Raw genomic sequence first — 26,921 nt, 5'->3', positions numbered from 1 at the left:
ATGATAAAATTTAGTTAATAAATCATGCTTAGTCTAATTTATTATTAAATAAATTTCTACAAAACAACCCTATGCTTTTTATAGCTTTTTCTCCATCTTTTAAAATATGTGCACTGCCATGCCACCCATGAAACATATCCTTCCAAACTTCAATTTGTACATCTACTTTTGCTATTTTTGCTTTTTCAACAAAACGTCGACTATCATCTAACATCGTTTCAGCAGAACCAACCTGAACTAACAAAGGTGGTAATCCAGATAATTCACCATAAAGTGGAGACGCCAAAGGTGACATATTAGAAGTCTTAGCAAGGTATAGATTAGCCATCCTATCTAGATATTTTTTACTAATAACTGGATCAATATCTGCATTGATTTTCATTGTCTTTCCTGATTGAGTAAGGTCAGTCCAAGGGCTTAAAGCAACAGCGGCTCTTGGCTGAAAAAAATTTTTTTCTTTCAATTTTAGTAGTAATGCTAAACATAACCCACCACCAGCAGATTGACCGCTTACAATGATGTTTTTAGGGTTCAGCCCCTCTTTTAAAAGCCAATTATAAGCTGTAAATGTATCATCAATGGCAGCTGGAAAAGGATGTTCTGGAGCTAATCTATATTCTATTGATAAACATCTTACTTTTGCTTCAGCAGATATTCTTGCTACGGTTGCACGAGTTGCAGCAATTGATCCTCTATAATACCCCCCACCATGTATAAACATAAATATTTTGTCAGTTTCAACTTCTCCACATGTAATCCATTCTGCATCGATGTTTCCAACACTTACTCTTTTGAATTTAGTATTCTTTGGCAAAGGTATTTTGTTACCAGCTTCTTCTGTTTCTTTACGCAACTGATCAATAGTTTTATTTTCTGTATATGGATTCTTGAGTTTTGCATAAATTATATTTTTAAGAATTAAATTATCAGTCATATTTTCTAGAAATAAAGTTAAATGATATTTTAATATAAAGTGTTTTTTTATTGTTTCCATTTTTATTTAAAAAAACTACTTTTAGTGTCTTAACTAAAAGCTTAAAAATATAAAATTAATCAAACACTTTGAAATAAGACGGCACGCTCTTAGTGAAGTGAAGTTAAGTTCATACATAATTAACAATTTGGAACTACACTTCAGCAATATCAAAAGTTTATGTGTCGCTTCAAGTAAAACCCTATCCTCCGAACTAGTATTGGCTTACAAACGTATGAATATTATACATAAATTTTGAAGCATATAGGTTTTTTTAGTTAAAGAGTTTTGACTATTATTAAATTTATTATATGTTTTAACATTAAATTTGTGTTTGAAAGTATTTTTGTTTTATATGGGTAATTCTAGATTAATATTAGCAATAAATGGTTTTATAATGATTATCCTTGGCCTAAGCTTTTGGATCTTTCCAGATTTTTTTACTTTAGCTATGTTTCCAAACATAGAAAAAAATAACGAAGCTTTCAATGTAGCCATAGCACTTAGAAAAAATATGGGCGCAGGTTGTGTTTTTATAGGTACATTAATTTTTTGGTGTCAAAGCAGCCCAAAATTTGTTGCTCAAAAGCTTCTTTACTGCTGTGGATTTGGCTTTTTTCTTCTTGTTGCTGCTTTACTTGAAGTAAGGTTAACAAGACAAGCAGAAGTACCTATACTTATATTAATACTATTTGCCCTTATGGGATTAATTTCTATTTATGTGGCATCTAGACGTTTCCAAAGATAATCATGTAAACTTTTTTAGTTTCAAAAACTTTTAAATATTACATATATCATGCTTATAATTCAATTGGTTAACACTTGATGAAGTGTGATCAATTTATATCTATTCATCCATCATTTCACCCGTGTCACCAAAAAGTTCTGGAAAGTCTTTAGATTTGGGTAACCCATCTTTTATTTCAAGGATACTACTTTCATAATTAAAATGATTAAAACTTAAGCAATGAGCTTTAAATATCAATCTTTACTAATTTTTGTGGTTTTAAGGTTTGATTTCTAATTATTTATATATCAAAATGAAATGTAGATAAATAGGAGTAAATCATGTCGGGAATAGTTAAAAAATCTTTCAATAATCCAGATGAAGTTCGTAGTCCAGATAAAGCAAATGTCCACGTTTGTGACTTAGGTGGTGTTGCTGCAGCAAAAATGGTACTTCAACCTGGTTGGAGTTGGTCAACTTGTATTAAACCTGTAGTCGGTGGGGAAAGTTGTCAAGCACGTCATGTTGGAACTGTACTATCAGGTTCTATGTCAGCAAAGCATAACGATGGTACTATTGATACTTTTGTTGCAGGTGATGTATATGTAATTGAACCTGGACATGATGGTTGGGTTGAAGGTGATACTGAGTGTGTAGCTTTAGAATTTAATGCAACTGCTGCAAAGACTTTTGCTGCAAAAAACTAAATAAATAATTTTAATACTTTGATTTTTATTTTATTATTAGTTTAATTTATTTTTAATTCTATTTGTTATGAAGGATAAACTGGTATGACAAAATATAAAGGTGAATGTTTTTGTGGTTCTGTTCATGTTGAGGTCACTGGAGAGCCTGCTGTAATGGCCATATGTCACTGTAAACTCTGTAGGGGCTGGTCTGCAGCACCTGTTACTGGCGCGGCATTATGGGAACCAGAAAACTTTAAAGTTTCAAAAGGCGAAGAATTTCTTAGCAGTTATGCAAAAGTTCAAGGTCACGACCGTAAGTGGTGTAATAAATGTGGTGGTCATGTTTATGTAGACCATAGCACTACCTATGGGAAAATAGATGTCTATGCCTCTATTTTAAAAGATTTTGAATATAAACCTTCATTCCATGTTAATTATGAAAGTAGCATTCTTCATATAAAGGATGGATTACCCAAGTTTAAAGATTTTCCAGAACCTTTGGGTGGCTCTGGTGAAATGATGGATGAATAATCAGCTCGCTTGTTTAAAATGATTGCCAATGGATCTGTAAAAAAAAAATAGGACAACGCTTTGAATTATCAGATGTGCTCCAATTTTTGAAGAACAGATTTAGTTATTCTTAATGCAGATGAATAAGATTTAGTTTTAAGGCTAAAGCATAATCTTTTTACAGAGTAATATTCTTTAAAGTCATGTGGTTATGTTCTAAAGGTCATAGCTTTCAATCAGTTATTAAAAATAGAACATTAAATAAAAGTTTATGTCCTCAATGTTCTAATCAGTCATCAGAACCTGAGATTAGAATACTTTCTGAAATGAAATGGTTCTTTGACAAAATATTAAGTAGATATAAAGTTGAAAATAATCATAATATTGATTTTGTATGATTTTTCAAACATGTAAGAGAACGAATAGGTAGATGAGGGTTTTAGTTTTAAGTTACAACGTCTGTGCTAATTTTGGTGACAGGTTAGGTCTTGATTTGATAATCAGACTTCTGCCGCCAGAAGCGGAGATATGCATTTCTCCATTGCCTCCCTTTTGGAAGAAACCAGAGGGATTCTTTGATCTGGTAGTTGTAGGAACTGGTCATAGTATATTCCATAAAACTCTTGATAAGCAGCTTATAGACTTTCTAAGAGAACAAAAATATGTTGTGGGTGTATTCGGATTGCAATATCACGAGCTCCTCCCAGCTGAGGAGATGAATGAGTTTTTCTCTAGTATTGACTGCTGGTTCTCTCGCAGTAAATACGATATTGATTTTCTCAGGCGTAATGCAAGTTTGCCTAGGCGATTTGCTCATCTTGGAGACTGGCTAATCAATGCTTTTCCAATTGTTTCTTGGGTTGACGAGAGTACTTGTCAAATAGGCCCCGACTTTATAAATACTGAACGGGACATTCAAAGGACGATACAGGAAATACAAAAATTTCGGCGTATTTCATCCGCGAGGCTTCACCCTGTTTTGTGCGCTCTTGCTTCAGCAGATGAGGTTAGTTTTCAAGAGCAGGCAGAAATGGGTTCTCAATTTGTTTCAGGCAAGTTTCGTTCAATGTTTCTAGACATCTTCGGGAAATCTCCTGAGCCTGGCGAATGGTTCAGGGTAGAACGCTGCATTGTGCAGTCATACAAGTCCTTAGTTTATACAAATACAGAGCTCATGCGTGAATTTATCTGGACCACTTTGGGAAAATCATTTGCTCTTAGACCAGAAGAAGAGAGTTTAACTTCTTTTATTTGCATTAGTTCAGATCAAATCTGACATCTATCCTAACATAATCAAGCTATACATTTGTTTCTCATATTGTTTTACACCATTAATCCAAGTTTAAATTAACGCTTGAAAAACAGTAGGTTAACCAGTCATCTTGAAGTGAAATGGTGCGCTCTGAGAGAGGTGTGATGCCTTACTAGAGCAATGGGTTTGTCTAAACTCCAACTATTTCAATAGCTTAGCAAAATCCATGAATCCGTCAATGATAAAAGCTTGTCTACAACCTTGTCTACAGCAGACAAAGTCCATGGTCAGGGGTTACTGCACCCTTTTCCTAATCAAGATTGATCTTTGGTCAGGGGGCGGTCTGCCCATTGACCGTAGTCCATGGAGCATGGACCAGGGTTCATTGATGGGTTGGAGAAGATGGACCGCTATTCTTATAGGCTTTATAGGAGTTTTAATAATTTTAAGTCTCGGCAGTTACTAGTTTTTTTATTTGGGAGCCTATACCACAATTTTTTTTTGTGGCTGTTAACAATGTGTATACTAAATTCAAGCTCACATTTTTTAATCGTTAAAACGTTACAGGTCGCAGAAGTATCCGTTATACAACTTTTTTCTTACCTTCAATTAGTATTTTGTTCAATTACTGGAGTAATAATTTTTCAGAAAATATAGGTTTGATAATTATATTAGGAGTAATAGTTCTTATTGGCTCTAGTTTATTTACTACGTGGTGTGAACGTAAGAAAAAAGGATTGGTTTGTGCAAATAAATGTGTTTGACATTTATTTGCTTACATGGACTAATTTAAATTAAAAGGATATATAATGGCATTAGAATTCTCCGGGAAAATCTCAGAAAAATTTCCAATTCCCAAAACTATGAAGGCATGGGTCTTGGGTGACCCTAACAATCTATCATTAGTTGATAAAAAAGTTGAAATGCCAAATAAAGCAGAAGTTTTAGTCAGAATAGATGCGGTTGCTATTTGTGCCACAGATCTAGATGTAATAAGCCATGGTCCACCTGCTATGATTGAAGGAGGGTTGCCATTTAATAAAAATTTTACACCAGGGCATGAATATATGGGCACTGTTGTTGCTCTAGGACCTGCAGTAGATGAATTTCAAATTGGAGATAGAGTTACTGTTGAAATTCACTCTGGATGTGGACAGTGCAAGAGATGTCGTATGGGCATGTACACTTCTTGTCATAATTATGGACTGAACTATGGAGATGTTAACAAAGGTCATAGAGCTAATGGATTTACGACCGATGGAGGTTTTAAACAATATGCAGTCAATAACATAAATACATTAATAAAAGTTCCAGATGATATGTCAGATGAAGAGGCAACTTTGGTTGTAACAGCTGGAACAACCATGTATGGCTTGACAGAATTAGGGGGATTAATTGCAGGCGAAAGCGTGGTTGTTATTGGCCCTGGGCCAATTGGATTGCTTGGGGTTGCCGTTGCAAAAGCACTTGGAGCAGGTCCAGTAATACTCATTGGTACAAGAGATAGCCGCTTAGAAATTGGTAAAAAACTTGGTGCTGACTATACTTTAAATGTTAAAAATGAAACTGATGTTGTTAAAGCAGTTAAAGATATTGTCGGCACAAAAGGTACTGATTATGTAATAGAATGTGCTGGAACTGAGCAGGCACTCAATGACGCAATAATGATGACAAATAGGGGTGGTAAAATATGTTTAGCAGCATTCCCTCATAAGCCAATCAGTATCAATATACCTCACATGGTTATAAATAATATTTATATGTATGGTATTAGGGGTGAAGGTAAAAGTGCAACTCATAGAGCAATGGAGTTCATGAAACAGAAAAGATTTGATGCAAGTTTAGTCCATACTCATACTTTTAATCTAGATGAATTACCTAAGGCACTAAAGTATGCAAGAGAAAGAATTGATAATGCTATTAAAATAGTTATTAAACCTTGGAGTTAATAGATTTAATAATGTTACCTTAAATTATTGTGTTTAAAATAGTGCATTTGGAAGAAATGTTGCGATTTCTGGGAAAATAATAATAGCTACCATACAAATAAGCATGATCATCCAATAAGGAGTAGAGCTTTTAAAAATTGACATAACTTGTACATTATCACCCTCTCCATGAATTGCGGCTTTTACTGTATAAACAAGTAAACCAAATGGTGGGGTGAGTAATCCAGCTTCAATAGCAATAATGCCAATAATAGCAAAAGCAATTGGGTCATACCCAATTTTCATTGCAATAGGAGCAAAAATAGCTGCCGTTAAAAGCATTATTGAAATTGAATCGATAATCATGCCTAACAAAAACCAGATTAAAACCATAACACCAATGATCATCCACGGTTCCATTCCAGAATCTAGAAATAATCCCTCTATTGCGTTTGCCATACCGGTCATAGCTAGGGTTCGTGAATAAAGGGCTGCTGTAACAAGTAACAAAAGAATTGGCGCTGATGTTCGTCCGACAGATAAAATAGCATCTATGATATCACGAAATCTCATTCCTTTTATTACACCTAAGGTCAATCCTATAATGGCTCCAGCACCAGCGCCTTCAGTTGGTGTAAAAAAGCCACTTAAAATTCCTCCAAGAACAGCTAAAATAACAAAAAATATTCCGGCTAAACTTATAAGGAACTGTGGTATGGAAACTTCATTTGTTTCGTCTTTATTTAATTGTTTATCAATTTCAGAACTTGAATTGACACCTTCACCAACAACCTCAGGCTTCAAAAGTGCCATGACAAACACATAGATAAGAAACAAAGACATTAATAAAGCACCAGGCAAAACGCCAGCAGCAAAAATTCGACCAATTGACTGTTCTGTTAAAATACCCCAAACAATCATTAAAACACTTGGTGGGATAAGCATTCCTAAACAACTAGACCCAGCAATAGTGCCAAGAGCAAAACCTTTATGATAACCAAAGCGTTTCATTTCAGGATATGCTATGCGTGAAAACGCAGCCGCAGAAGCGATACTAACACCAGTTACAAATGAGAATAATGCATTACCTATAATTGTTGCTAGAGCTAGACGACCAGGAATTCGATGTAATAGTTTATTAATTCCACGGTATACGTCGGTAACAACGCCTGACCTTCCAATAAATTCTCCCATTAACATAAAAAGTGGAATAACTGCAAAGACATACGATCGTATAGCTTCATAAGCGGTTGCAGCTAACATTCGTTGAACTGTTTCAAATGCATAACTATCTGCACCTGTTGTCAAAAAAATTCCTATTGCACTTGTCATTCCTAAAGAGATTGCAATATGAACACCCATAGCAATTAAAATAATGAGACATACGACAAGCATGACAGCAATATTAACTTCAAACATGCTACTAATCCTGTATATTAATACTAGTTAAAGATAGATATTTCATAACGAACCAGAGGGTCTAGGCTTAAACACATCAATATAAGCTAAAACGATATAATTGATTATAGCTAAAGTACTTCCAATCATTACCATCCATCGAGCTGGCCACGAAGGGACACGCAACGCACCTTCACCTTCAAATTCATCTTCAATATATGAAAGAACACTTTCTTCCCATCCACCGGTAATAATCATTAAAAAGAATACAGCTCCAAGCAAATAACCAATGAACAAAAAAATTCGCTGGATTGAGTATGGTAAATGAATAATTAAAAAATCTGCTCTTAACATAGATTGGCTTCGGATTGCGTAACCAACTTGTAAGAAAACAATAATTACAATTGAAGTGGCAACAATTTCTGCTGTTCCATAAACTGGTGAATCAAAAACAGAACGACCTATTATGTTAGCAAGAATAAGAAATGCTAATCCAAAAGCCCAGATTGCAGCAATTACCATCATAAATTTCGACATAATGTCACTTATTTTAATGAGCGACAAAATAAATCTCCTTCAATTTCATTAAACAGATAAGTATAAAATTACTTACTTTGTCGACCAAAAAGGTTTCAAAAACTTTTCGGTCGACAACCAATGCATAAAATGAGCATTTGTAAGGAGCTACTTAATCAATAAGACTATTTAACTACGTAACGAACTGGCCATTTGTAGCCAACTTTTTCTGCAGCATCTAAAGTAGCGTTAAGAATAGCTTTAGCTGGAAAGCCTTTTTTCTCTAGTGCATTAGCATGCTGCTGCGGCCAATCTTTAAGCCCCTGAGCCCATTTAAGCCTAACTGATTCAGGTAAATCATTAACATTAATGTTAGCGCGTAACCAAGTCATATCTTTTTTATAACCTACTTTGTTTGCAGATCCGGTTTTAAGCTCGAACCGTGCTGCAACTTCTTCGATTACTGGGCGAACCTCAGCAGGTAATTTTTCCCAGAATCTTTTGTTAACTGTTAAAGCATGCCATGTGATAGAGCCAAAACCTATTTCGGTATAATATTCACCCACTTCCCAAAGACCAAAAGTTTTACCCCAAGCGCTTGGAAACATGATGCCACCTTCAGCAAGACCAGTCTTGATTTTTTCATACCAACCAGGTAAACCGTCCGTTACTGGGATTATACCAATACCTGCTTGTTTCATCCAATTTAAGTTAAGACCTGCACCAAGGATTTTACGCCCCTTCAGTTCAGAAAGATCTTTCCAAGGAAAATTAGTACCAAGGTTGTATCCACCATCACCTACTCTAGCGAGTAATTTTTGATTATATTTGTGAAACCTTTTTTCAAGGCTTGGAAACTGCTTATAAACAGAGTTTGCAATTGCAACACTTTGCACAGGGTCCATAGTACCAAATGGCAACATGATTTGGAATGCATGCATTGGCAACTTAGAAGCTTCAAAACAAAAACAGAAACCTCCAATGTCGACAACACCGTTTTGAACACCCTCAAACGTGTCAAAGACCTTAACGATAGATCCACTGTAACCTTCTATGAATTTAACTGTATGTCCAGTTTTTGCTTTGACAGCCTTAATGACTTCAGGTTGAAAATAATTTTTCATCAGCCCTGCATAAACCACCGTAGGTGGATGGCCAGATGCAATTCGAATGGTAATTTCTTTAGAGAAAGAGCTGGATGCAAACCCAACAGTTCCAGCTAAAATTAATCCAGCAGCAATGGCTTTAGACTTTAAAGTTTTTAGTCTTAACATAATAAATCCCCCAATTTATTGTTATGATTATACTTTATAAAAAGTATAGTTCTTAAGCGTACGAAGTTTTTTTATATCAGTCAACTTATTGAAATTTTCAATCAAGATTAAGATATAGTGTTTATAATTACATTTTACTTTTTTTATTCGAAAGTCTCTTTTGTAAATATAAAAGATTAGATCTTTTTAAGTATTATAATGGATACTTGCCTTGTTAAGTTTCTTTCTGTTATATTTTAACTATAAAACCTTAAGGGAGATAATTATGAAGTCCATATCTGTGGCAATTGAAGCCCAAGGTGCACCCTCAGTAATGAAATTATCAAATGTCGATATTGGACTACCTAAAGAAGGGGAGGTTCTTATTCGTCAAAGTGTTATTGGTGTGAACTATATGGATATTTATCAACGTTCAGGCTATTACCCAATGAATTTGCCTAGTGGTATAGGTCTCGAAGCATCAGGTATAATTGAATCTATTGGTGCAGGAGTTAATTTTTTGACTGAAGGAGATAGAGTTGTTTATTCTGGTGGACCACCAGGATCATACGCAGATGTGCGCAACGTATTGGCTTCAAGAGTTGTACGAATTCCTGAAAATATTGAAGACGAACAAGCTGCAGCTATTTTCCTTAAAGGAACAACTGCTGAGTATTTGTTAGAGAGAGCCTACCCTATTTCAGCTGGACAAACTGTTTTGTTTCATGCTGCTGCTGGAGGCGTTGGCCTGATTGCAGGTCAATGGGGCAAAGCAATAGGTGCTCGCATGATTGGAGTTGCTGGTGGGCCAGAAAAATGTGCTCTAGCAAAAGAACACGGCTACACAGAAGTGATTGATCGTAATAACGAAAATGTTGTAGCTAGGGTTAAAGAATTGACTGATGGTAAGGGGGTTCCAGTAGTTTATGATTCTGTTGGTAAAGATACGTTTGAACAGTCCGTTGAATGTTTGTCACCAAGAGGATATTTCATGTCTTTTGGAACAACCTCTGGATCTGTACCGCCTATTGATGCGGCTATGCTGCAACATAAAGGCTCTCTTTATTTCACAAGGCCTACTTTGGCTAATTATTGTGCTTCACGCGATGATTTAGAATTATCTGCAACTCGTTTGTTTAAAATGATTGCCAATGGAGATGTAAAAACAAAAATAGGGCAACGGTATAAATTATCAGATGTGGTAAAATCTCATCTTGATCTGGAAGCAGGTAAAACCTTCGGTTCATCCATCTTGATACCTTAAACATAAACCTTAAATTCATTATTAAACATTTACTGGGTTACTGCACCCTTTTCCTAATCAAGATAGATCTTTGGTTAAGGGGTGGTCTGCCCATTGACCGTAGTCCATGGATCACGGACCAGGGTTTATAAGTTGGGTTGGTGGAGTTGGTGGGATGTTATTTTATTTGAAAAGTTTTATAAAATAATTACTTTTTTTAAATGCACCTATTTAGGAATTACCCCGTCTCTAATTGGATTGATCATGAAAACAGTTTGATCCCAACCTGAAGCAGCACTATTAGTTACAATAATTCGTGAATTATCCATATCAATCAACATATTCTGATTATTTAGACCTATTGTGCCAAAAATGTTACGATCATCCATGCCAAAAAAGTCAAAATAAAATTGAGCACCATATTTTTTGGCATATGAATGTAAATTTGTTTTTTTCTGCCTATAAGGAAAATATTTTGGCCATGATATTGCTAAGGCTTGAGCTTGTTTTAAATATTTTCCAACGCAAGTTTGATTTTGATAGTCTTTCATCATTGCTACCGCAACCCTTAAAAAATCTGTTCTAGTCATATGATATGAATATGAGGCCTGAGTTTCAGGTTTCCCCCAATATTTACTAAACTTCAAAATTGAGGGAGTCATTTTATGTTTTTCGTAAGAAATACGGTATTTAATTTTTACTTTATTTTGGAAAATACTTCTCATAAAGTCATTGTATTTATCGCCAGACTTGAAAACTACATAATTCGCTATAATGTCAGTAAGAACATTATTATAAAAAATATGTGTCCCTTGTTTCTTGGTACCATCTAGCAAAGCAGCGATTTTATCTAGTCCCATATCTCGATGATGTTTATTGGAGCCCATAACCCTTGAACTGTTTTTATTTACTGTATGCCTGTCACTAGCACTCATATTTAAAAGATCACGAAGTCGCTGACCCTGATAAAGTGTATTACTCATCATTGGCCAATCAATTATTTCATCAATAGAGCTAATATAACCTTCACAAATAGCATGTCCTACGATGTACGAGGTAATACTCTTACCAGTTGAATGTGTAAAAAAAAGTGTCTCATCATTTATATTCTTATTAAAACGACCATCTTTAGCTTTGCCATTGTATTTAATTACTCCATTTTCATAAAACAGATAGCTGAGAATATATCCCTCAGATAATTCTTTTTCCAAAATAAGGCTCTTTTCATTTTGCTCATACTTGAAATCAACTGCATTACCTTTGGGATTTACAACATAAAGCCGACTTTGTGATTTCCTTCTTTGTATTCTAGAACGATAACCATCTTGCGAATTAGAAATGGCCTCATCATTAGGTCTATCTATCTCTGAGAACTGAACAATGTTTTTGCGCACCGAAGTTGTTTGGCAACTTGATAAGAATATACAAAGAATTATTACTGATACGCTGATTTTCATATAAACATTATATTAAATATCGATCCAATGTAAAATAAAATCGAATAAAAACAACAAAGCTGACCCACCCAGGGTCAGGGGGTGATCTGCCCATTGACCGTAGTCCATGGAGCATGGACCAGGGTTAGTAGTTGGGTTGGTGGAGTTGGATAGGTGTTATTTTGTTTAAAGTTTTATAAAATAATAACATTTTTATTAAATGTGATTATTTAGGAAGCACTCCATCCCTAATAGGATTGATCATGTAAATAGTTTGATCCCAGCCAGTGGCAGCACTATTTGTCACAATTATCCTTGAATTATCCATATCTATCAGCATATTCTGACCATTATAACCCTCTGTTCCAAAAACATTACGATCATCCATGCCGTAAAAATCAACATAAAACTGAGCGCCGTATTTCTTTGCATAGTTATGTAACCATAACTTAGACTTGCTATCTTTGTTCGGTCTATATCTAGGCCATATTGGTGCTTGTAACTGAGCTTGTTTTAAATACTTTCCAACACACGTTTGGTTTTGATAATCCTTCATCATTGCTTCAGCAACCCTTAAAAAATCTGTTCGGGTCATATGATAAGAATAAGAAGCTTGTGTCTGAGCATCACCCCAATATTCGGAAGTACTGTCCCATGTTTTTTTATGTTTCTCATAAGAAATACGATACTTAATTTTCACTTTATCTTGGAAAACACTTCGCATCAAATCATCATAATTATCACCAGATTTGAAAGCAACGTAATTAGCAATTACATCAGCAAGAAAATTGTTATAAAAAACCTCAGTTCCTCGCTTTTTAGTTCCTTCGAGTAAACTTGCTATTGTTTCCAAATTCATATCTCTATGGTGTCTCCTAGAGCCTTTTATACGGGTACTTCTTTTGTCAACAATATGCCGATCACCAGCACTCATATTCAAGAGATCACGAAGACGCTGACCTTGATATAAAGTCTTACTCATCATTGGCCAATCTATTATTTCATCAATAGAGCTGATATAGCCCTCACAGATGGCATGGCCCAAGATGTATGAGGTAATACTCTTGCCAGTAGAATGCGAAAAAAAACGCGTTTCATCTTCAATATTCTTTTCAAAACGACCATCTTTTGCTTTACCGTTATATTTAATGACTCCATTCTCATAAAATAGATAACTAAGAATATATCCCTCAGATAATTCTTTTTCCAAAATTAGGCTTTTTTTATTGGGCTCATATCTGAAATCAACAGCATTGCCTTTAGGCTCTACAATATAAAGTCGATCTTGTGATTTCCTTCTTTGGATAAGGGCTTGATAACGAGCTTGATAGATAGAAATAGTCGCGTCATTTGGTCTAACTTTTTCAGGGAGCTCTTGGAATGGTCTGTTATAGATAACAGCCTTTCCGCCAGGATCATTTTGGCGCATTGTAGTTGATTGGCAACCTACAAGTGTTAGTAGGAAAAATATAGTTAAAGATAATTTCATGAGTTAACCACCCTAAAAGTTAATAAAAAAACAACCCTTTAATAAACAATATCTAAATTAGTTTACACATTAATTACAGTTAATATAAAATTCAATATTTATGATGAAGGAAATAAAAGGAAACTATTAAAAGCTAATAAAAGCTAACCAAACAACAACTTTCCACTACCCAAAGTACGGTCATAGACGGGCATTGGTCCGTGGTTCTTGGTTGTTAAATAGCTTTGCCTTGAATTAACCTTTTTATTTACAAATTTAGAACTAAATTCTCCATATAATTATAAATATAAAAGAAAAATGTTTTTCATTTATAAACCTCCTAAAGGCATTAGCTATTCATAGAGCTAATGCCTTAAACATTTTAATAAAATGCAAAATCATACTTATTTTGGTATACAGTTTGGTATACAACCTTGTCTACAGCTATACTGTTTTTAAAAATAATACATAAATATCAATGAGTTATAAAAAAAGATGGTGCGCTCTGAGGGACTCGAACCCCCAACCTTTTGATTCGAAGTCAAATGCTCTATCCAGTTGAGCTAAGAGCGCATGATTAAGTTTTTATTTTATATATTATAATTTAAGTTTTAAAAAGTTTTATTCCCACTTTACTATTGGAGTATAGTACCATCCGGAATTGGACAAATATAGGGATGTTTTTCAATTTTTCTGGTAAAATCTTTTTTAGCTTCATTTAATTTTTAATTACTCAAAAGTTTTTCAATAGATGGACTAGATTTTAATAAATCAATCGTGTAAGAATTCATAGGGTTATTGAAAACTTCATCTGCATAGCCTTCTTCTATAATTTTTCCTGATTTCATTACAAGTACTCTATCTGCTAAGTCTCTTACAACCGGTAAATCATGGGCTATAAATATATATGAAAGTGAAAATTGATTTCTTAAATTTTTCAATAATTTTATTATTTGTGCCTGAATAGAGACATCAAGTGCAGAAACAGCTTCATCACATATAATGATCTCTGGCTTAAGAGCCAAAGCTCTAGCAATAGCAATTCTTTGTCTTTGGCCACCTGAAAATTCATGTGGGTATTTTTTTGAATCCCTTGGTTGAAGCCCCACACTTATTAATAATTCAGAAACCCTAGCTTGATAAAGCTTTTTATCAAGAAAATCTTTATGAATTATCCATGGTTCTGAAATAATATCAAACACACTCATAGTTGGATTAAGTGATGCATATGGATCTTGAAATACAATTTGTACTTTTCTTCTAAAATTAAATAACTCTTTTTTGTCAAAATCAAAAATATTACGTCCATGATATAAAATACTACCACTTGAAGGCTCAATTAATCTTAATATTAAGTTAGAAATTGTAGTTTTACCTGACCCAGATTCGCCTACAATTCCAACAATCTCGTCACGAAATAGATTAAAATTTATATTATCACAGGCTATTGTGTCATAGGACTTATAAATATTTTTAATTTCTAATATTGGATTAGATTCGTTATTGACATTTTTTTTAAGTTTTTGATTAAATTTTCTAGGAATAGAGTTCATTAATTCTTTTGTATATGTGTGTTTTGGATTAATAAAAACATCTTTTAAATAGCCTTTTTCTACTATTTTTCCATCCTTTAGTACAATCACATTATCTGCTACTTCTCCGGCTATACCAAGATCGTGCGTAATTAGTATTAAACCCATATTTCTTTCGTCTCGAAGCTCTGCTAATAATTCTAATATCTTTGCTTGAATTGTTACATCAAGAGCTGTTGTAGGTTCGTCAGCAATAATTATATCTGGTTCTAGTGCTAACGCCATCGCAATCATTACTCTTTGTCTTTGACCACCAGAAAATTGATGAGGATAATCATTTGCTCGTTTTATTGGATTTGGTATTTTTACTCTTTCTAATAACTGTAAGGTCTTGTCCCAGCTTTCCTTTTTTGAAAAGTTTTTATGAACTTCAAAACATTCAGCTATCTGTGATCCGACAGTAAAAACTGGATTAAGATGAGATAATGTATCTTGAAAAATTATAGCAATTTTGCTTCCCATTAACTTTCTTCTATTCGTATCTGAAAGTTTCAAAATATCTTGATTATTTAAAAAAATTTCTCCACTTTTAATTCTACCAGGCGGACAAGTTAAAATACCCATTATAACTGAAGCCGTAACACTTTTTCCGGACCCACTTTCTCCAATTATTGCTAAAGTTTGTCCCTTATTTAATTCAAAGTCTATACCCTGAACAGCATTTACAGAGCCATCTACAGTATCGAAAGACACTGCTAAATTAGAAACTTTTAATAATGAGTTTTTTTTATTACTCATTTTTGTCTCCAATATTTTGTAAACGCCACCTTTGTCTAGGATCTAAAACAATTCTTAACCACGAAGAAAATAAATTTAATGACAATGCAACTAACATTATTATTAATCCTGGGAAAAAAGCTAACCACCATGCTAATTGAAGATAGTTTCGTCCTTGAGCAACCATTAGTCCCCAAGTAACTTCTGGGGGTTGAATTCCTACGCCAAGAAAACTTAAAGCAGACTCACCTAACATAACAAAAGCAAAGTCTAATGTAGCTATAGTAATCAAAGTTGGAATTGTTAATGGTGCTATATGTTTAAAAATTATTCTTGTATTTGACGCGCCCATTGATATTGCTGCTGAAACAAATAATCTCTCTCTTATTTCAAGGACTTCCGCTCTTGCAGTTCTCATGTATATAGGCATTCTTGTGAAAGCAAGAACTAAAACTAAATTTAACAAACCAGGATCAAACATATATAATACGATTACTGCTAATAAGAGTGAAGGAAAACTCATTATAATATCCGCAATTCTCATTATTAAGTTTCCAGTTTTACCTCCAAAATAGCCAGAAACTAATCCCAACATGCCACCTAAAGTCATTGATAAAACAACAGCGCTAGCTGCGATAAACATAGTATTTTGTGTTGCAATAATGAGCCTTGCAATCATACTTCTACCAAGCGCATCTGCGCCAAAAAAATACATGAAATTGTGTTCAAAAGAAAAGGGTTCTAAATTTCGAAGCCTTAAGTTCATTTTTGTAAAAGATTCATTGATTAAAGAAGGTCCAAATAATGCTAAAAAGACCATAAAACTTAAAAATATAATTGAAATTAATGCTAATTTATCGTTAAAAAACATAGACAGAATCTTTTTTAATTTGTTAAAAAAATAATTTTTTTGAATAATAAGTTCCATCCTATTTATGCCTTATTCTGGGATCAAGAATTGCGTAAGCTATATCAATAATAATATTGATAGATAAAATAACAATGGCTGTAATCAAAATTGATGCCTGAACAACCGCAAAATCTCTTTGCATAATTGAATCAATCATTAACTTACCAATACCTGGCCATCCAAATATTGTTTCTACGATAACTGCTCCATTCGCAATTGCTGCCGCTTGGTCTCCTGCTACAGTAATCACCGGTAACAGACCATTTCTAAGTGCATGTTTAAAAATAACTTTGTTCTCTTTAACACCTTTAGCTCTAGCCGTTTTTACAAAATCAGAACTCAGAGCCGTAATCATTGATCCTCTTACAACCTGCACCAAAAGACCTAGTGGCCTTATAACTAAAATAGCAATTGGCATAATCCAATATGGAAAACCTCCTATTCCAGAGGTTGGTAACCACCCAAGAGAAACAGAAAAAATTAAAATTGCCGTTATCGCCAACCAAAAATCTGGCGCACTTGCAGCTGTCAATGAGACCACCCTTGAAATTCTATCAAAAAGACCATTCGGCTTATATGCTGCTAAAGAACCAATTAATATTGCGCCTAATAGAGCAATTGTCATAGCAACAGCAGCCAATGAAAGAGTAACTGGAATAGCTTCTAAAACTATATCAATTGCAGGTCTTTCTTTTCTTAATGAATAACCAAGATTACCTTCAGATAAATCTTCTAAAAATCTTCCAAATTGAATATATATAGGGTCATTAAAACCATGTTTTTCAGAGAACTCTTTTCTTACCTCTACTGGAGCGTCTATAGGTAAATATAAATGTCCTGGATCACCAGTAAGACGTGCAAGAAAAAAAACCATCACAAAAAGACCAGCAACAGCTAATAAACTTGATAATATTCTTTTAGATAAATATTTACTCATATATAAACATTAAATTAGATTTAATTTTCCAACCAGAATTTTATCTGGTTGGAAAATATTTTTTTAAATTAATTAAATTTTACTTGAGAAATTTGAATTTCACTATTTGTTGAAATTGTTGGAGTAAATTTAATTCTTGGATTTACACGGGAAAATCCTACCATATGAAACATTTGAATATCAGGAATTATTTCTTGATGGAGTTTCTTTTGAGCCTTACGCCATGTATCTCTTCTCTTATCTCCTGTTGCAGCAGTTGCTTCTTTAATCCAAGCATCTACTTGTTTATCACATGTTGTAGATTGCGCTCCTTTACATGCATATTTATTAAACATTGAGAAAACAGCATCACCATTGTTGTTATCATGTTGACTTTGTTGCAAAGCTGCCCCCCTGTCTTCTGCATATGGCCTGCTTAAAAAATTCAACCAACCAGCTGTTTCCATCATTTTGATTTTTATATTAAAACCTACTTCTGTTAGCATAGCATGTATTGCTTCCATTGCTTCTGTCGAATTAGGATAAATACCTAACCTTCCAATTAAAACAATTTCTTTATCAACTGGAACACCATCAGCTTTAGCTGCCTTAACTAATTTTTTAGCTTCAGCTGGATTATATGGCCAAGGCTTTAAATTTGGATTATGACCATTGATACTTGGGACGACAATTTGTGTCATCTTAACAACACCTTTAGGAAAAATAGTACCTGTAAGTCCATCAAGATCAACAGCTAAATTCATTGCTTTTCTTACTCTTATATCATTTAACGGAGCTCTAGTTATATCAATCCTTAATCTTGAAGTTTCTGAATTAAAATAGCTAAAGTCCATTTTGGGGTCATTCGCATCTTGAACACCAATGCTAGCTGCGATATCGGCTTCACCAGTTTTAACCATCGCAGCTCTAACTGCAGACTCGTTTCTCCAAACATATGTTGCGTTTTCAACTTCAGGTTTATCACCCCAATAACCGTCAAACCTCTTTAAAGTAACAGATTGACCTGGTGTCCATGTATTAAATAAATATGGACCTGTACCCTTTGGATTGCGAACTCCTTTAGCTTCTTGAGTATTTGGGCTTACAATTGTCATTGTACCCATCATTGCTGGCATTATAGGTTGAGGAGTTTCTGTTTTAACAGAAATGGTATGATTTCCTATTGCTGAAGCTTTTAATTTAATATTACCAAAAAACTTAGTTCTGATTTCACAATCATACTTAGGATTCAAAGCACGGTTTATTGACTTAACTACCGATTTCGCATTCAAATCCTCACCATCATGAAATTTGATACCTTTGCGAATATTAAACTCCCAAGTTAGATTATCTGTTTGTTTCCAAGAAGTAGCCAATCTAGGTGTCACAGAACCATCATCTGGATTTATTTCCGTAAGTGTTTCAGCAACATTTTGTTTAACAATTTTTCCTACTACTGATCTAGTTGCTTCACAAGGGTCAACAATATCTGGTTCCTCAGCTATTACAATTGTTATGTCTTTTCCAGCAGAGTACGCTGGAGAAAGGAAGCTACCAAATGCCATTATAGCAGCAGATGAAATAGCTAATGATAAACTTTTAATTTTCATGATTTATAACCTCCCAAGGTTTGTTTATTAAAGTTAAATTCAAAAAAGTTCCTCCTTTCTTAATAAATTATAATTACGTTTTTAATTCAAAACTCTTTCTAGTTTTTGAAGAGTTTTTAAATATTTAGGTTTTGGTTTATCTCCAAAACTATAGGGCCAATTTGTATAAGAAACTTCTCCAACGTAAATACTACCTTTAGTATCAACGGATAATCCGTGTGGAGCTAGAAATTGACCCAATCCAAAACCTGGACCATTTTCACCACCTAGGCGGGTAATTAAATTTCCGCTATTGTCTAAAACACTTAATCTTGGACCTAGATTTTGATATTTTCTATTTACTAAGAGGCCAGGTCCTAGCTCTCCTACGATACATACTGGACACTTTCCTCTAGACATGAACAACCCACAAGGGCGATGAAGGTTATTCCACTGAGTTTCGTATTTACCATCTGTATTAAAAACTTGAATTCTATGGTTTTCTCTATCTGCCACATAAATCCAACCATCATCATCTGCAACAATGTTGTGAACAAGATTAAATTGGCCAGGGCCGGAGCCTAGCTCACCAAATGTTTTAATTAATTTTCCATCTGGAGAATATTTATGAACACAAGCATTCCCATAACCGTCAGAGACAAATATATTATTATCTGGACATAAAGCTGTGTGGGTACATCTATGAAACGGTAAATTAGACATGAACTCAGATGGATTATCAGGAACTCCAATCTGAAAAATCAAATTACCGTCAGGGCTAATTTTTTTTACTGTGTGGTCACCATCATCAGTACAATAAATATAATCATCTGGACCAATATGAATACCGTGTGGTCTAGAAAAAAGATTATCTCCCCAAGATCTGAGATAGTTACCATCAATGTCAAAAATAATCATTGGGTGTAGTCCACGATTAAAAACAAACACCTCATCTTTACTATTTACAGCTATGCCAGCAACGTCCATAAAAGTCCAATTTTCTGGTAATTTAGCCCAATTATCTACAACTTTATATTTGTATTCACCATCACCAAGAAATACTGACACACTCAAACCTCCACAAATAAAATTATCATGTTAAATAAACTAATTGTCTATATTTAAATAATCATTATTGATACTAATTTTGTATCAAAATTACTTTTTATTATTTAAAGCTAAATTAGATATTAAAAAACCAGACAAAAATATTATTAAAGCCCCTAACAGAGTTGATGCACTTGGAATTTCATCAAACATCATAAATGCAAGTATAGATATAATAGGCAATCTCAAAAAATCGTAAGGTGCCAAATAACTTATATCAACCATTGACATAGCTTTTGTTATAAAAAGCATATTCAAAACTCCAATTAAACCCTGTATTGTCAAAAGAATAAACATTTCCAATGAAAGAGTTGTCCAAAAGAATAAAGCTGGAATAAATGCAAGTGGCACAGTGCATAAAAGATTCCAAACTGTAAGTGTGTTAGGTTTATCTTTATTAGACATTTTTTTTAATATTAATTGTATACATGCGCTTAAAATAGCTCCTATTAAAGCCCAATATAATGCATCAGGTATACTAGAAAACCCAGGTTTTAAAATTATTAATATTCCAATGAATCCAATAAATGAAAAAATTATATGCTTCTTTGTAGGTGTTTCTTTTAAAAACATTATTGAACCAAGAATTATTAGAAATGGCGTAATAAAAGATATCGATACAACGTCTGATAAAGAAACTGATTTAAAAGCCAAGAAAAAAGAGGTTAACGCTAATATTTTTAAAAAAGCTCTGAAAAGATGAAGATACCGATAAGAAGAAATAAAAACATCCCTCTCTTTTAAAAAAATTGGAATGATAATAATTAATCCAAATATACTTCTGTAAAAAACAATTAAGAAAGGATGAATGTCTGATGATAATATTCTTACTATAATGCCATCCAAAGCTCCCAGAAAAGAAACAAATATAGCTAACATTGTTGGAATAAAAAATATTGGTGTCTTCATTTGTTATACTTATAGAACCATTTAAAAAAATATTATTACTAATATAATTTAAATATACAAATAAATTGACTAGATATTGATAGTTTGTAAGTATCGATAACGATGGTCTTTTTATTATGAATACTTCTATTTCAATAGAACAATTAAAATGTTTTGTAGCTGTATCTAAAAAATTAAACTTTAGAAAAGCAGCAAAAAATCTAAATATGTCTCAACCACCAGTAACTAGACACATTAAGAATCTAGAATATAATCTTAAAACAAAATTATTTGATCGAAATAGCCGATCAGTAAAATTAACAAAGGATGGAATGCTCTTTTTAACCCATGCAACTGAAATCATTTCTAGAATTGAAGATGCATCAAAAATTATAGTAAATAGTAAAGACAAATTATCTGGATCAATTTCTTTAGGCTTTGTCCCGTCAATGGCAAGCGATATCTTACCGTTAATTGCAAGTTACTTAAATGAAAAACTTCCACAAATTAAATTGATTTTTAAGGAATATATGAGCTATGAACAAGTTCCAGCGTTAAATGCAGGCAATCTTGACATAGGCTTAACTCGATTACCCAAAGATCTAAATTCTTTTCATTATTCAAGAGTTGTAAGTGAGCCCTATTTTTTAGCAGTAAATATAAACAACCCATTATCAAAAAAACATAATTTATCTATTAACGATCTTCATAATATTGATTTCATAATGTATGATGCGATTGTTGGAAGATACAGCTTTGAATTACTATCTTCTTTATTCTTAAATAGTGGCGTAAAGCCTAATTTTGTACAATATGTAAGTCAGCCAAACGTTTTCCTAGGTTTAGTGAAGGCTTCTTTAGGTGTTGCTTTATTAGCTAGCTCGTCAAAACAAAATTCTCCAGAAAATGTTATTTTCAAAGAAATTAAATTACCCGATTGGGTAAGGGCAGATGTGTACCTTGCAACAAAAAAGGAGCCTAAAAACAAACTTATACCCGAAGTATATAACTGTATAATGGCAGCTTTATATGAATCTCAAAAAATTTAGTATAAAAATAAAAATTGTAATTATTTATATATTATTGAATGACAAAAACTTAATATTCTAAAGATGGAACGATTTATGAAATCAATACTTATTACCGGAGCAGCATCAGGAATAGGGGCTGCCACAGTAAGAAAACTAGCAACCAAAAATATATCATTTACTTTAACCACCAAATCAAATGAAGAGGATTTAGAGTTAATTGCACAGTATGCAAGAAGAAAAGGTGCAAGTGTAAATACTTTATGTGGAGATTTGTCAAACAAAAAATTTTTAGAAACTTTAATTAATTTAGCAAGAAATGAAACTGGTATTATAGATCAATTTGTTGCCAATGCTGGTTATGCCAATAAACAAAAATTTGGTGAATTTAGTGATGAAGAAATCAATCAATCAATTCAAACAATGGCAATATCTTTTTCTTCAATAATCAATTTATGCCTAGAAGATTTTAAAAAGTCTAATAACGCAAGAATTATTACTATTAGTTCATTTGTTAATAAAACTATTGGTTTAAATGATAATATTTTTCCTACTACAGCTGCTGCTAAAGGAGCTCTTGAGGCACTCACAAAAACTTTAGCTTATCAACTTGCTAAGTATGATGTAACAGTGAATTCAATTTCACCAGGATATACAAAAAAAGATGGCACTCACTCTGCATTGTCACCAGAAGAATGGAAAAAAATAATTAGCAAAATACCCCTTTCCAGACTAGCTAAACCAAAAGATATTGCAAACATGATTTCTTTTTTACTTTCCAAACAAGCCTCATATATAACTGGACAAATTATAAAAGTTGATGGTGGATTGTCGCTAATTTAAAAATTACAAATTAAATCTTTTTGGAGAAAACGGATCAGTGTTGATACTGCTTTTCTTATTTTGTATCATTTCAGATAAAATAACTGCAGATCCTGCTGAGGTGGATAAACCAATATGATTATGACCAAAATTAAACCATAAGTTTTTATGTTTAGGAGCTTTACCTATCATTGGTAGGCTATCAGCAATAGTTGGTCTCGAACCTAACCAAGCTTTTTCAGTTAATTTCTTATCTAAGGGTAAAATTTTATGTAACTTTTGAATTGATTCATTTATTTGAATTTCATTTTTACTAGCATCCATAAAATTTAATTCTACCCCTGAAGTAACTCTTATTTCACTTCCATTTGAACTAAAAACGAACCCTCCCTCTATATCATGAATTGCTGGATTTATATTAGTTTTTTTCTTTATGGAAAAATGATGGTGGTAACCTCTTTCCCAAGCTAGCGGAATATCATAACCTAAACTAAATAGTAATTTTTTAGACCAAGGCCCTGCAGCAACAACTACTTCGTCAAAATTAAGATTTTGTTTATTAAAATTGATAGACCATCTACCCTTTTTATAATTTAAATCTTTGCATTCTTCTTTAAGATATCCACCTCCAGAATTTGTGAAATAATTAAAATATTTTTTTGATAAAGCTAATGGTGACTTAACTCTTAATGAATTTTTAAATAAAACACCTTTAAAAAAACTTTCTTCAAGGTCAGGAAATTGTTTTTTAATTTGTTCAGTATCTAAAATGGTATATTCAGCTTTGTTTTTATTTAAAACATCTAACTCAAGATAATATTTTTTATAACTATTAATTGTTTTGAAAAGTTTTAACCAACCAGGTTTTGAAATGTTATTTTTAGAATTTGTTTTTTTGATTAATTCTTGATGGGCTTTCAATGACAAAACTTGCAATTCTCTTAGTGCTTTTGCAGCAAATTCCATATGATTTTTATGACTAAATATTAAAAAACGAAGTATCCATGATAATCTTAAAAATATAAAAAATTTAGAATATCTAAATGAAGTTTGTTTTGTAAAGATTAATTGAAATAAAGATTTTCTTAATTGAGGATTATTTATTACCATAAGGGATGAATCTGAAATAACTCCAGCATTTCCATAAGATGTTTGAGAACCTGGTTGATTAGGGTCCATTAACGTAACTGAGTAGCCTCTTCGAATTAATTCTATTCCAGTACAAATACCAACAATTCCTGATCCAATAATTAATATATTTTTCATAGACCATTTAAATCTTGTTGAGTTATAGTATGTTGACATTCATAATAATTTATTAGAATTTTATCATTTTCAATCAATGAATATTCCTTTTTTAAACTATCTACTGCTGTTTTTAGGGCTGTATAATTCAACCCCTCAATCAATATAGCTTGAGAAATTAATTGGTCTTCCATTCCTTGAGACGATCTGTACATTTTCTCTTCTGTTTTCATCTGTCCAAATGTATTGTCTCCTAAAATGACATGCATACCTGTAATACCATCCAGCTTAATCGTTTGTGGCAAAGATAACTTTAATGTTTCAACATTATGCTCTTTTTCTATATTAGTTTTTAAAAATCTAATTGTTGAAAAATAGCCTCCAAAACCTATCGATTTACTTGCAATAACACTACATATAGTTCTTGAAGGGAATATATAATTTGACAAGATATCTTTTGTCCATTTAGTTGGATTATTAAGTCTTTCTAAATATTTTTTTGATACAAAAACTTCTTTTCGTTGAGCTTCATACATCATAAAGTATTTGTGTTTAATATCTGTGCCAGTGATACCAATTGCTCTACAACCTCTTAAGAAACCTGGCAAAGAGATTCTCTCAGGCATATGTTCTACACTATGCCATTGATTGTAATCAATTTCTTTGTTCTCTACTATGCCACCCCAATTAACTAAAACAGCATTTCCTAATAAACTCATATATAATCTCAAAAATAAAATATTTAATGCTCAACTGTACAATAATTTTTAAAATAAAAATTCATAAAATTTAGTTATTTTTTAATTTTTTCTTTTTTTCAAATAATTTATTTTTTTTAGCATTTCTCTTGAGCGCTGACTTACCTTTAGTGGACGCAAGCTTAGAAGATTTATATTTTTTATTTTCAAATTTATTGCTATCTCTTTTTATATTTTTTGATGAATTAGTAACTTCTTCATTGTACCCAATTAAGTTTTCAGGGTTTAAGAGATGACTTTTGACAACATCTAATTTTAAATTTATTAATTTTTCTATTCTAAATAATTTAAGCCTTTCACTAGGCTCACAAAAAGTAATTGCTATTCCTGAAGCACCTGCCCTTGCTGTTCTTCCAATTCTATGAACATAATCTTCTGGAGCAGAAGGTATATCAAAGTTTACGATATGAGACACCGCCTCAACGTCTATACCTCTAGCAGCAATGTCAGTTGCTATCAAAATTTTAATATTTCCATCTTTAAACCCGTTCAAAGCTCTTTGTCGAGCAGCTTGTGATTTGTTACTATGAATAGCTTCAGCTTCTATGCCAACAGATATTAGTTTTTGACATATACGATTAGCTTTATGTTTTGTTCTAGTAAATACTATAACTGAATCAAATACCTTATCTTTTAATAAAGTTATTAATTGAAGAACTTTATCTTGAGGTTCAATAACAATGACTGATTGAGCAATTCTTTCAACTGGAGTTAAAGTAGATTTAACTTTTACCTGCTTAGGTGATTTTAACATAGTTTCTGATAATTTAATGACAGAATCTGGCATTGTTGCTGAAAAAAATAAGGATTGCCTCTTTACAGGTAAAATTTTAACTACTTTTTCAACATCTCTAATAAAACCCATATCAAGCATTCTATCAGCTTCATCAAGAACAAAATATTCTATCTTATTTAATGAACAAAAACCTTGATTTATAAGGTCTAATAATCTTCCAGGAGTAGCAACAATTATATCCATGCCCTTACCTAATAATTTAACCTGAGGTCCTTGTTTAACACCTCCAAAAATTACAGTATGCTTAAGGGCTATATATTTCCCATAATTTCTGATTGAATCGTTTATTTGAATTGCTAGCTCTCTTGTTGGAGCTAATATGAGTGCTCTTGGATCTCTAGCTTTCTCAACTGATTGATTTGCATTAAGCTTTTGTAATATTGGCAAAGTAAAAGCTGCTGTTTTACCTGTTCCAGTTTGAGCCATGCCCATTACATCTAAGCCCTGCAAAACAAGAGGAATAGTTTCGTTTTGAATTGGTGTTGGAGTAATGTAGCCCTCATCAGTTAACGCTTTAAGAAAAGGAGTTTTTATATTTAAATCTTCAAATCTGGTATTTTTCAAAACTTTAATCTTTCTAGAGATTTTTTTTCGCTTGATAAAATATGTGAAACGTATCTAATCTTATATATCTATATTGAAACAAAGCAATATATCAGTTGTTATAAAAAAAGGGAGATAACAATGCGTATTATTGGAATGATTATAATCATAGGAATGGTGATAGGAGCTGTTGTATCTATAGATCATTCTAAATTTCTTGATTTACAGTCTCTCTTAATTGTCTTAGGTGGCGCTATAGGCTATGCTTTAGCAAAGGGTAAACCAAAAGAATTTATAATAAACTTTGGTGATGGTTGTGTATACATGGGTTGGATTGGTTTGATGATTGGCATTATTATTATAGGCAATCATTACGCAGGGACAGAGAAAATTTGGCCAGCTTTTTCAATTGCTCTGCTACCTCTTTTTTATGGTTATTTTATAAAATTAGTTGTAGTAGGACTTAAAAAAATCGATGATGATTAAATTAATAATTGATAAAATAGATTATTGTTAAATTACTGCTTTAAAAGTAATTCTATAACAGATATTTTATCCTTCTGACATTAAGATCTCAATCAATGTCAAATAAATTCAATAATAGTTTTTGAACAAAA

Annotated in this window: 26 protein-coding genes and 1 tRNA gene; 10 read left to right on the top strand and 17 right to left on the bottom strand. The window is 32.7% G+C overall.

Translation table 11 applies throughout. The features are described from left to right. Positions 1 to 28 precede the first annotated feature (28 nt). Positions 29 to 994 (bottom strand): alpha/beta hydrolase, encoded by a 966-nt coding sequence (locus tag ABXT66_RS04535; protein WP_443644470.1) that lies wholly within the window; start codon positions 992 to 994, stop codon positions 29 to 31. Between the two features lie 334 nt (positions 995 to 1,328). Here ABXT66_RS04535 and ABXT66_RS04530 point away from each other — a divergent pair, with 334 nt between their 5' ends. Continuing rightward, positions 1,329 to 1,721: a hypothetical protein gene (locus ABXT66_RS04530; protein ID WP_443644469.1), complete on the top strand. Its 393-nt coding sequence runs from the start codon at positions 1,329 to 1,331 to the stop codon at positions 1,719 to 1,721. A 99-nt stretch (positions 1,722 to 1,820) separates the two neighbouring features. Here ABXT66_RS04530 and ABXT66_RS04525 read toward each other — a convergent pair whose 3' ends face one another. Next, complete coding sequence (locus ABXT66_RS04525) at positions 1,821 to 1,958, bottom strand: hypothetical protein (protein WP_443644468.1); 138 nt, start codon at positions 1,956 to 1,958, stop codon at positions 1,821 to 1,823. 83 nt (positions 1,959 to 2,041) lie between these two features. Between ABXT66_RS04525 and ABXT66_RS04520 the strand changes: the two genes are divergently transcribed. The 5 genes from ABXT66_RS04520 (at position 2,042) to ABXT66_RS04500 (ending at position 6,100) form a co-directional block, all read left to right on the top strand. Further along, positions 2,042 to 2,407 carry a cupin domain-containing protein gene (locus tag ABXT66_RS04520; RefSeq protein WP_443644467.1) on the top strand — a complete coding sequence of 122 codons (366 nt, stop codon included), beginning with the start codon at positions 2,042 to 2,044 and terminating at the stop codon, positions 2,405 to 2,407. A gap of 84 nt (positions 2,408 to 2,491) precedes the next feature. Next, positions 2,492 to 2,920, top strand: a complete 429-nt coding sequence (locus ABXT66_RS04515; protein WP_443644466.1) for a GFA family protein — start codon at positions 2,492 to 2,494, stop codon at positions 2,918 to 2,920. Between the two features lie 182 nt (positions 2,921 to 3,102). Then, a complete protein-coding gene (locus tag ABXT66_RS04510) occupies positions 3,103 to 3,297 on the top strand; it encodes a zinc-ribbon domain-containing protein (protein WP_443644465.1) in 195 nt (64 codons plus the stop codon). A gap of 398 nt (positions 3,298 to 3,695) precedes the next feature. Then, entirely contained in the window at positions 3,696 to 4,175 is a 480-nt protein-coding gene (locus ABXT66_RS04505) for a hypothetical protein (protein ID WP_443644464.1), read from the top strand. A gap of 785 nt (positions 4,176 to 4,960) precedes the next feature. Continuing rightward, a complete protein-coding gene (locus ABXT66_RS04500) occupies positions 4,961 to 6,100 on the top strand; it encodes a zinc-dependent alcohol dehydrogenase (RefSeq protein WP_443644463.1) in 1,140 nt (379 codons plus the stop codon). A 33-nt stretch (positions 6,101 to 6,133) separates the two neighbouring features. Here the strand turns inward: ABXT66_RS04500 and ABXT66_RS04495 are convergent, their stop codons facing one another. The 3 genes from ABXT66_RS04495 to ABXT66_RS04485 all read right to left on the bottom strand — a co-directional run bounded on the left by ABXT66_RS04495 (position 6,134) and on the right by ABXT66_RS04485 (position 9,267). After that, on the bottom strand, positions 6,134 to 7,498 hold the full coding sequence (locus tag ABXT66_RS04495; protein ID WP_443644462.1) for a TRAP transporter large permease: 1,365 nt from the start codon (positions 7,496 to 7,498) through the stop codon (positions 6,134 to 6,136). Positions 7,499 to 7,540: 42 nt separating this feature from the next. Continuing rightward, positions 7,541 to 8,041, bottom strand: coding sequence for a TRAP transporter small permease (locus tag ABXT66_RS04490; RefSeq protein ID WP_443644461.1), 501 nt, complete (start codon positions 8,039 to 8,041; stop codon positions 7,541 to 7,543). A 137-nt stretch (positions 8,042 to 8,178) separates the two neighbouring features. Beyond that, on the bottom strand, positions 8,179 to 9,267 hold the full coding sequence (locus tag ABXT66_RS04485) for a hypothetical protein (protein WP_443644460.1): 1,089 nt from the start codon (positions 9,265 to 9,267) through the stop codon (positions 8,179 to 8,181). Between the two features lie 265 nt (positions 9,268 to 9,532). Here ABXT66_RS04485 and ABXT66_RS04480 point away from each other — a divergent pair, with 265 nt between their 5' ends. Next, positions 9,533 to 10,510 carry a quinone oxidoreductase family protein gene (locus tag ABXT66_RS04480; RefSeq protein WP_443644459.1) on the top strand — a complete coding sequence of 326 codons (978 nt, stop codon included), beginning with the start codon at positions 9,533 to 9,535 and terminating at the stop codon, positions 10,508 to 10,510. Between the two features lie 206 nt (positions 10,511 to 10,716). Here the strand turns inward: ABXT66_RS04480 and ABXT66_RS04475 are convergent, their stop codons facing one another. The 9 genes from ABXT66_RS04475 to ABXT66_RS04435 all read right to left on the bottom strand — a co-directional run bounded on the left by ABXT66_RS04475 (position 10,717) and on the right by ABXT66_RS04435 (position 21,133). After that, positions 10,717 to 11,946 (bottom strand): hypothetical protein, encoded by a 1,230-nt coding sequence (locus ABXT66_RS04475; protein WP_443644458.1) that lies wholly within the window; start codon positions 11,944 to 11,946, stop codon positions 10,717 to 10,719. Positions 11,947 to 12,151: 205 nt separating this feature from the next. Beyond that, on the bottom strand, positions 12,152 to 13,414 hold the full coding sequence (locus ABXT66_RS04470) for a hypothetical protein (protein ID WP_443644457.1): 1,263 nt from the start codon (positions 13,412 to 13,414) through the stop codon (positions 12,152 to 12,154). Positions 13,415 to 13,889: 475 nt separating this feature from the next. Beyond that, positions 13,890 to 13,966 (bottom strand) — tRNA-Arg (locus tag ABXT66_RS04465). A gap of 152 nt (positions 13,967 to 14,118) precedes the next feature. Then, positions 14,119 to 15,723, bottom strand: coding sequence for an ABC transporter ATP-binding protein (locus tag ABXT66_RS04460; protein WP_443644456.1), 1,605 nt, complete (start codon positions 15,721 to 15,723; stop codon positions 14,119 to 14,121). Next, on the bottom strand, positions 15,716 to 16,630 hold the full coding sequence (locus ABXT66_RS04455; protein ID WP_443644455.1) for an ABC transporter permease: 915 nt from the start codon (positions 16,628 to 16,630) through the stop codon (positions 15,716 to 15,718). Before ABXT66_RS04455 ends, ABXT66_RS04460 begins: the two co-directional genes overlap by 8 nt. Position 16,631: 1 nt before the next feature. Next, positions 16,632 to 17,549 carry an ABC transporter permease gene (locus ABXT66_RS04450; RefSeq protein WP_443644454.1) on the bottom strand — a complete coding sequence of 306 codons (918 nt, stop codon included), beginning with the start codon at positions 17,547 to 17,549 and terminating at the stop codon, positions 16,632 to 16,634. A gap of 68 nt (positions 17,550 to 17,617) precedes the next feature. Beyond that, positions 17,618 to 19,138 carry an ABC transporter substrate-binding protein gene (locus ABXT66_RS04445; protein ID WP_443644453.1) on the bottom strand — a complete coding sequence of 507 codons (1,521 nt, stop codon included), beginning with the start codon at positions 19,136 to 19,138 and terminating at the stop codon, positions 17,618 to 17,620. Between the two features lie 81 nt (positions 19,139 to 19,219). Beyond that, positions 19,220 to 20,185 (bottom strand): peptidyl-alpha-hydroxyglycine alpha-amidating lyase family protein, encoded by a 966-nt coding sequence (locus ABXT66_RS04440; RefSeq protein WP_443644452.1) that lies wholly within the window; start codon positions 20,183 to 20,185, stop codon positions 19,220 to 19,222. Positions 20,186 to 20,275: 90 nt separating this feature from the next. Further along, on the bottom strand, positions 20,276 to 21,133 hold the full coding sequence (locus ABXT66_RS04435) for a DMT family transporter (protein WP_443644451.1): 858 nt from the start codon (positions 21,131 to 21,133) through the stop codon (positions 20,276 to 20,278). Positions 21,134 to 21,249: 116 nt separating this feature from the next. Between ABXT66_RS04435 and ABXT66_RS04430 the strand changes: the two genes are divergently transcribed. Then, positions 21,250 to 22,161, top strand: coding sequence for a LysR family transcriptional regulator (locus tag ABXT66_RS04430; RefSeq protein WP_443644450.1), 912 nt, complete (start codon positions 21,250 to 21,252; stop codon positions 22,159 to 22,161). A 75-nt stretch (positions 22,162 to 22,236) separates the two neighbouring features. Then, positions 22,237 to 22,983, top strand: a complete 747-nt coding sequence (locus tag ABXT66_RS04425; RefSeq protein WP_443644449.1) for an SDR family NAD(P)-dependent oxidoreductase — start codon at positions 22,237 to 22,239, stop codon at positions 22,981 to 22,983. Between the two features lie 3 nt (positions 22,984 to 22,986). On the opposite strand, the gene ABXT66_RS04420 is transcribed toward ABXT66_RS04425, so the two are convergent. From ABXT66_RS04420 to ABXT66_RS04410, 3 genes are all read right to left on the bottom strand, one after another. Further along, positions 22,987 to 24,228: an NAD(P)/FAD-dependent oxidoreductase gene (locus tag ABXT66_RS04420; protein WP_443644448.1), complete on the bottom strand. Its 1,242-nt coding sequence runs from the start codon at positions 24,226 to 24,228 to the stop codon at positions 22,987 to 22,989. Further along, the gene (locus tag ABXT66_RS04415) at positions 24,225 to 24,926 is read right to left on the bottom strand and encodes a hypothetical protein (protein ID WP_443644447.1); all 702 of its coding nucleotides are present in this window, start codon (positions 24,924 to 24,926) and stop codon (positions 24,225 to 24,227) included. The genes ABXT66_RS04420 and ABXT66_RS04415 overlap by 4 nt, the downstream gene beginning before the upstream one ends. A gap of 70 nt (positions 24,927 to 24,996) precedes the next feature. Beyond that, entirely contained in the window at positions 24,997 to 26,325 is a 1,329-nt protein-coding gene (locus ABXT66_RS04410; protein WP_443644446.1) for a DEAD/DEAH box helicase, read from the bottom strand. Positions 26,326 to 26,445: 120 nt separating this feature from the next. On the opposite strand from ABXT66_RS04410, the gene ABXT66_RS04405 reads away from it, so the two are divergent. Then, on the top strand, positions 26,446 to 26,790 hold the full coding sequence (locus ABXT66_RS04405; RefSeq protein WP_443644445.1) for a hypothetical protein: 345 nt from the start codon (positions 26,446 to 26,448) through the stop codon (positions 26,788 to 26,790). Positions 26,791 to 26,921: the final 131 nt, after the last annotated feature.

It is taken from the genome of Candidatus Levibacter sp. Uisw_134_01 (genome assembly GCF_047717795.1).
In the GTDB taxonomy this organism is placed as follows: Bacteria; Pseudomonadota; Alphaproteobacteria; order Puniceispirillales; family Marisalimonadaceae; genus Marisalimonas.
Note: the sequence above shows the minus strand (reverse complement) of the source record. Positions and strands in the feature narration are given on the sequence as shown.

Bases quoted from the DNA above. Each gene is read 5' to 3' on its own strand.
- ABXT66_RS04535 (WP_443644470.1), bottom strand. From the start codon at position 994: ATGGAAACAATAAAAAAACACTTTATATTAAAATATCATTTAACTTTA.
- ABXT66_RS04530 (WP_443644469.1), top strand. From the start codon at position 1,329: ATGGGTAATTCTAGATTAATATTAGCAATAAATGGTTTTATAATGATT.
- ABXT66_RS04520 (WP_443644467.1), top strand. From the start codon at position 2,042: ATGTCGGGAATAGTTAAAAAATCTTTCAATAATCCAGATGAAGTTCGT.
- ABXT66_RS04515 (WP_443644466.1), top strand. From the start codon at position 2,492: ATGACAAAATATAAAGGTGAATGTTTTTGTGGTTCTGTTCATGTTGAG.
- ABXT66_RS04510 (WP_443644465.1), top strand. From the start codon at position 3,103: ATGTGGTTATGTTCTAAAGGTCATAGCTTTCAATCAGTTATTAAAAAT.
- ABXT66_RS04500 (WP_443644463.1), top strand. From the start codon at position 4,961: ATGGCATTAGAATTCTCCGGGAAAATCTCAGAAAAATTTCCAATTCCC.
- ABXT66_RS04495 (WP_443644462.1), bottom strand. From the start codon at position 7,498: ATGTTTGAAGTTAATATTGCTGTCATGCTTGTCGTATGTCTCATTATT.
- ABXT66_RS04485 (WP_443644460.1), bottom strand. From the start codon at position 9,267: ATGTTAAGACTAAAAACTTTAAAGTCTAAAGCCATTGCTGCTGGATTA.
- ABXT66_RS04480 (WP_443644459.1), top strand. From the start codon at position 9,533: ATGAAGTCCATATCTGTGGCAATTGAAGCCCAAGGTGCACCCTCAGTA.
- ABXT66_RS04475 (WP_443644458.1), bottom strand. From the start codon at position 11,946: ATGAAAATCAGCGTATCAGTAATAATTCTTTGTATATTCTTATCAAGT.
- ABXT66_RS04470 (WP_443644457.1), bottom strand. From the start codon at position 13,414: ATGAAATTATCTTTAACTATATTTTTCCTACTAACACTTGTAGGTTGC.
- ABXT66_RS04460 (WP_443644456.1), bottom strand. From the start codon at position 15,723: ATGAGTAATAAAAAAAACTCATTATTAAAAGTTTCTAATTTAGCAGTG.
- ABXT66_RS04455 (WP_443644455.1), bottom strand. From the start codon at position 16,630: ATGGAACTTATTATTCAAAAAAATTATTTTTTTAACAAATTAAAAAAG.
- ABXT66_RS04450 (WP_443644454.1), bottom strand. From the start codon at position 17,549: ATGAGTAAATATTTATCTAAAAGAATATTATCAAGTTTATTAGCTGTT.
- ABXT66_RS04445 (WP_443644453.1), bottom strand. From the start codon at position 19,138: ATGAAAATTAAAAGTTTATCATTAGCTATTTCATCTGCTGCTATAATG.
- ABXT66_RS04435 (WP_443644451.1), bottom strand. From the start codon at position 21,133: ATGAAGACACCAATATTTTTTATTCCAACAATGTTAGCTATATTTGTT.
- ABXT66_RS04430 (WP_443644450.1), top strand. From the start codon at position 21,250: ATGAATACTTCTATTTCAATAGAACAATTAAAATGTTTTGTAGCTGTA.
- ABXT66_RS04425 (WP_443644449.1), top strand. From the start codon at position 22,237: ATGAAATCAATACTTATTACCGGAGCAGCATCAGGAATAGGGGCTGCC.
- ABXT66_RS04420 (WP_443644448.1), bottom strand. From the start codon at position 24,228: ATGAAAAATATATTAATTATTGGATCAGGAATTGTTGGTATTTGTACT.
- ABXT66_RS04415 (WP_443644447.1), bottom strand. From the start codon at position 24,926: ATGAGTTTATTAGGAAATGCTGTTTTAGTTAATTGGGGTGGCATAGTA.
- ABXT66_RS04405 (WP_443644445.1), top strand. From the start codon at position 26,446: ATGCGTATTATTGGAATGATTATAATCATAGGAATGGTGATAGGAGCT.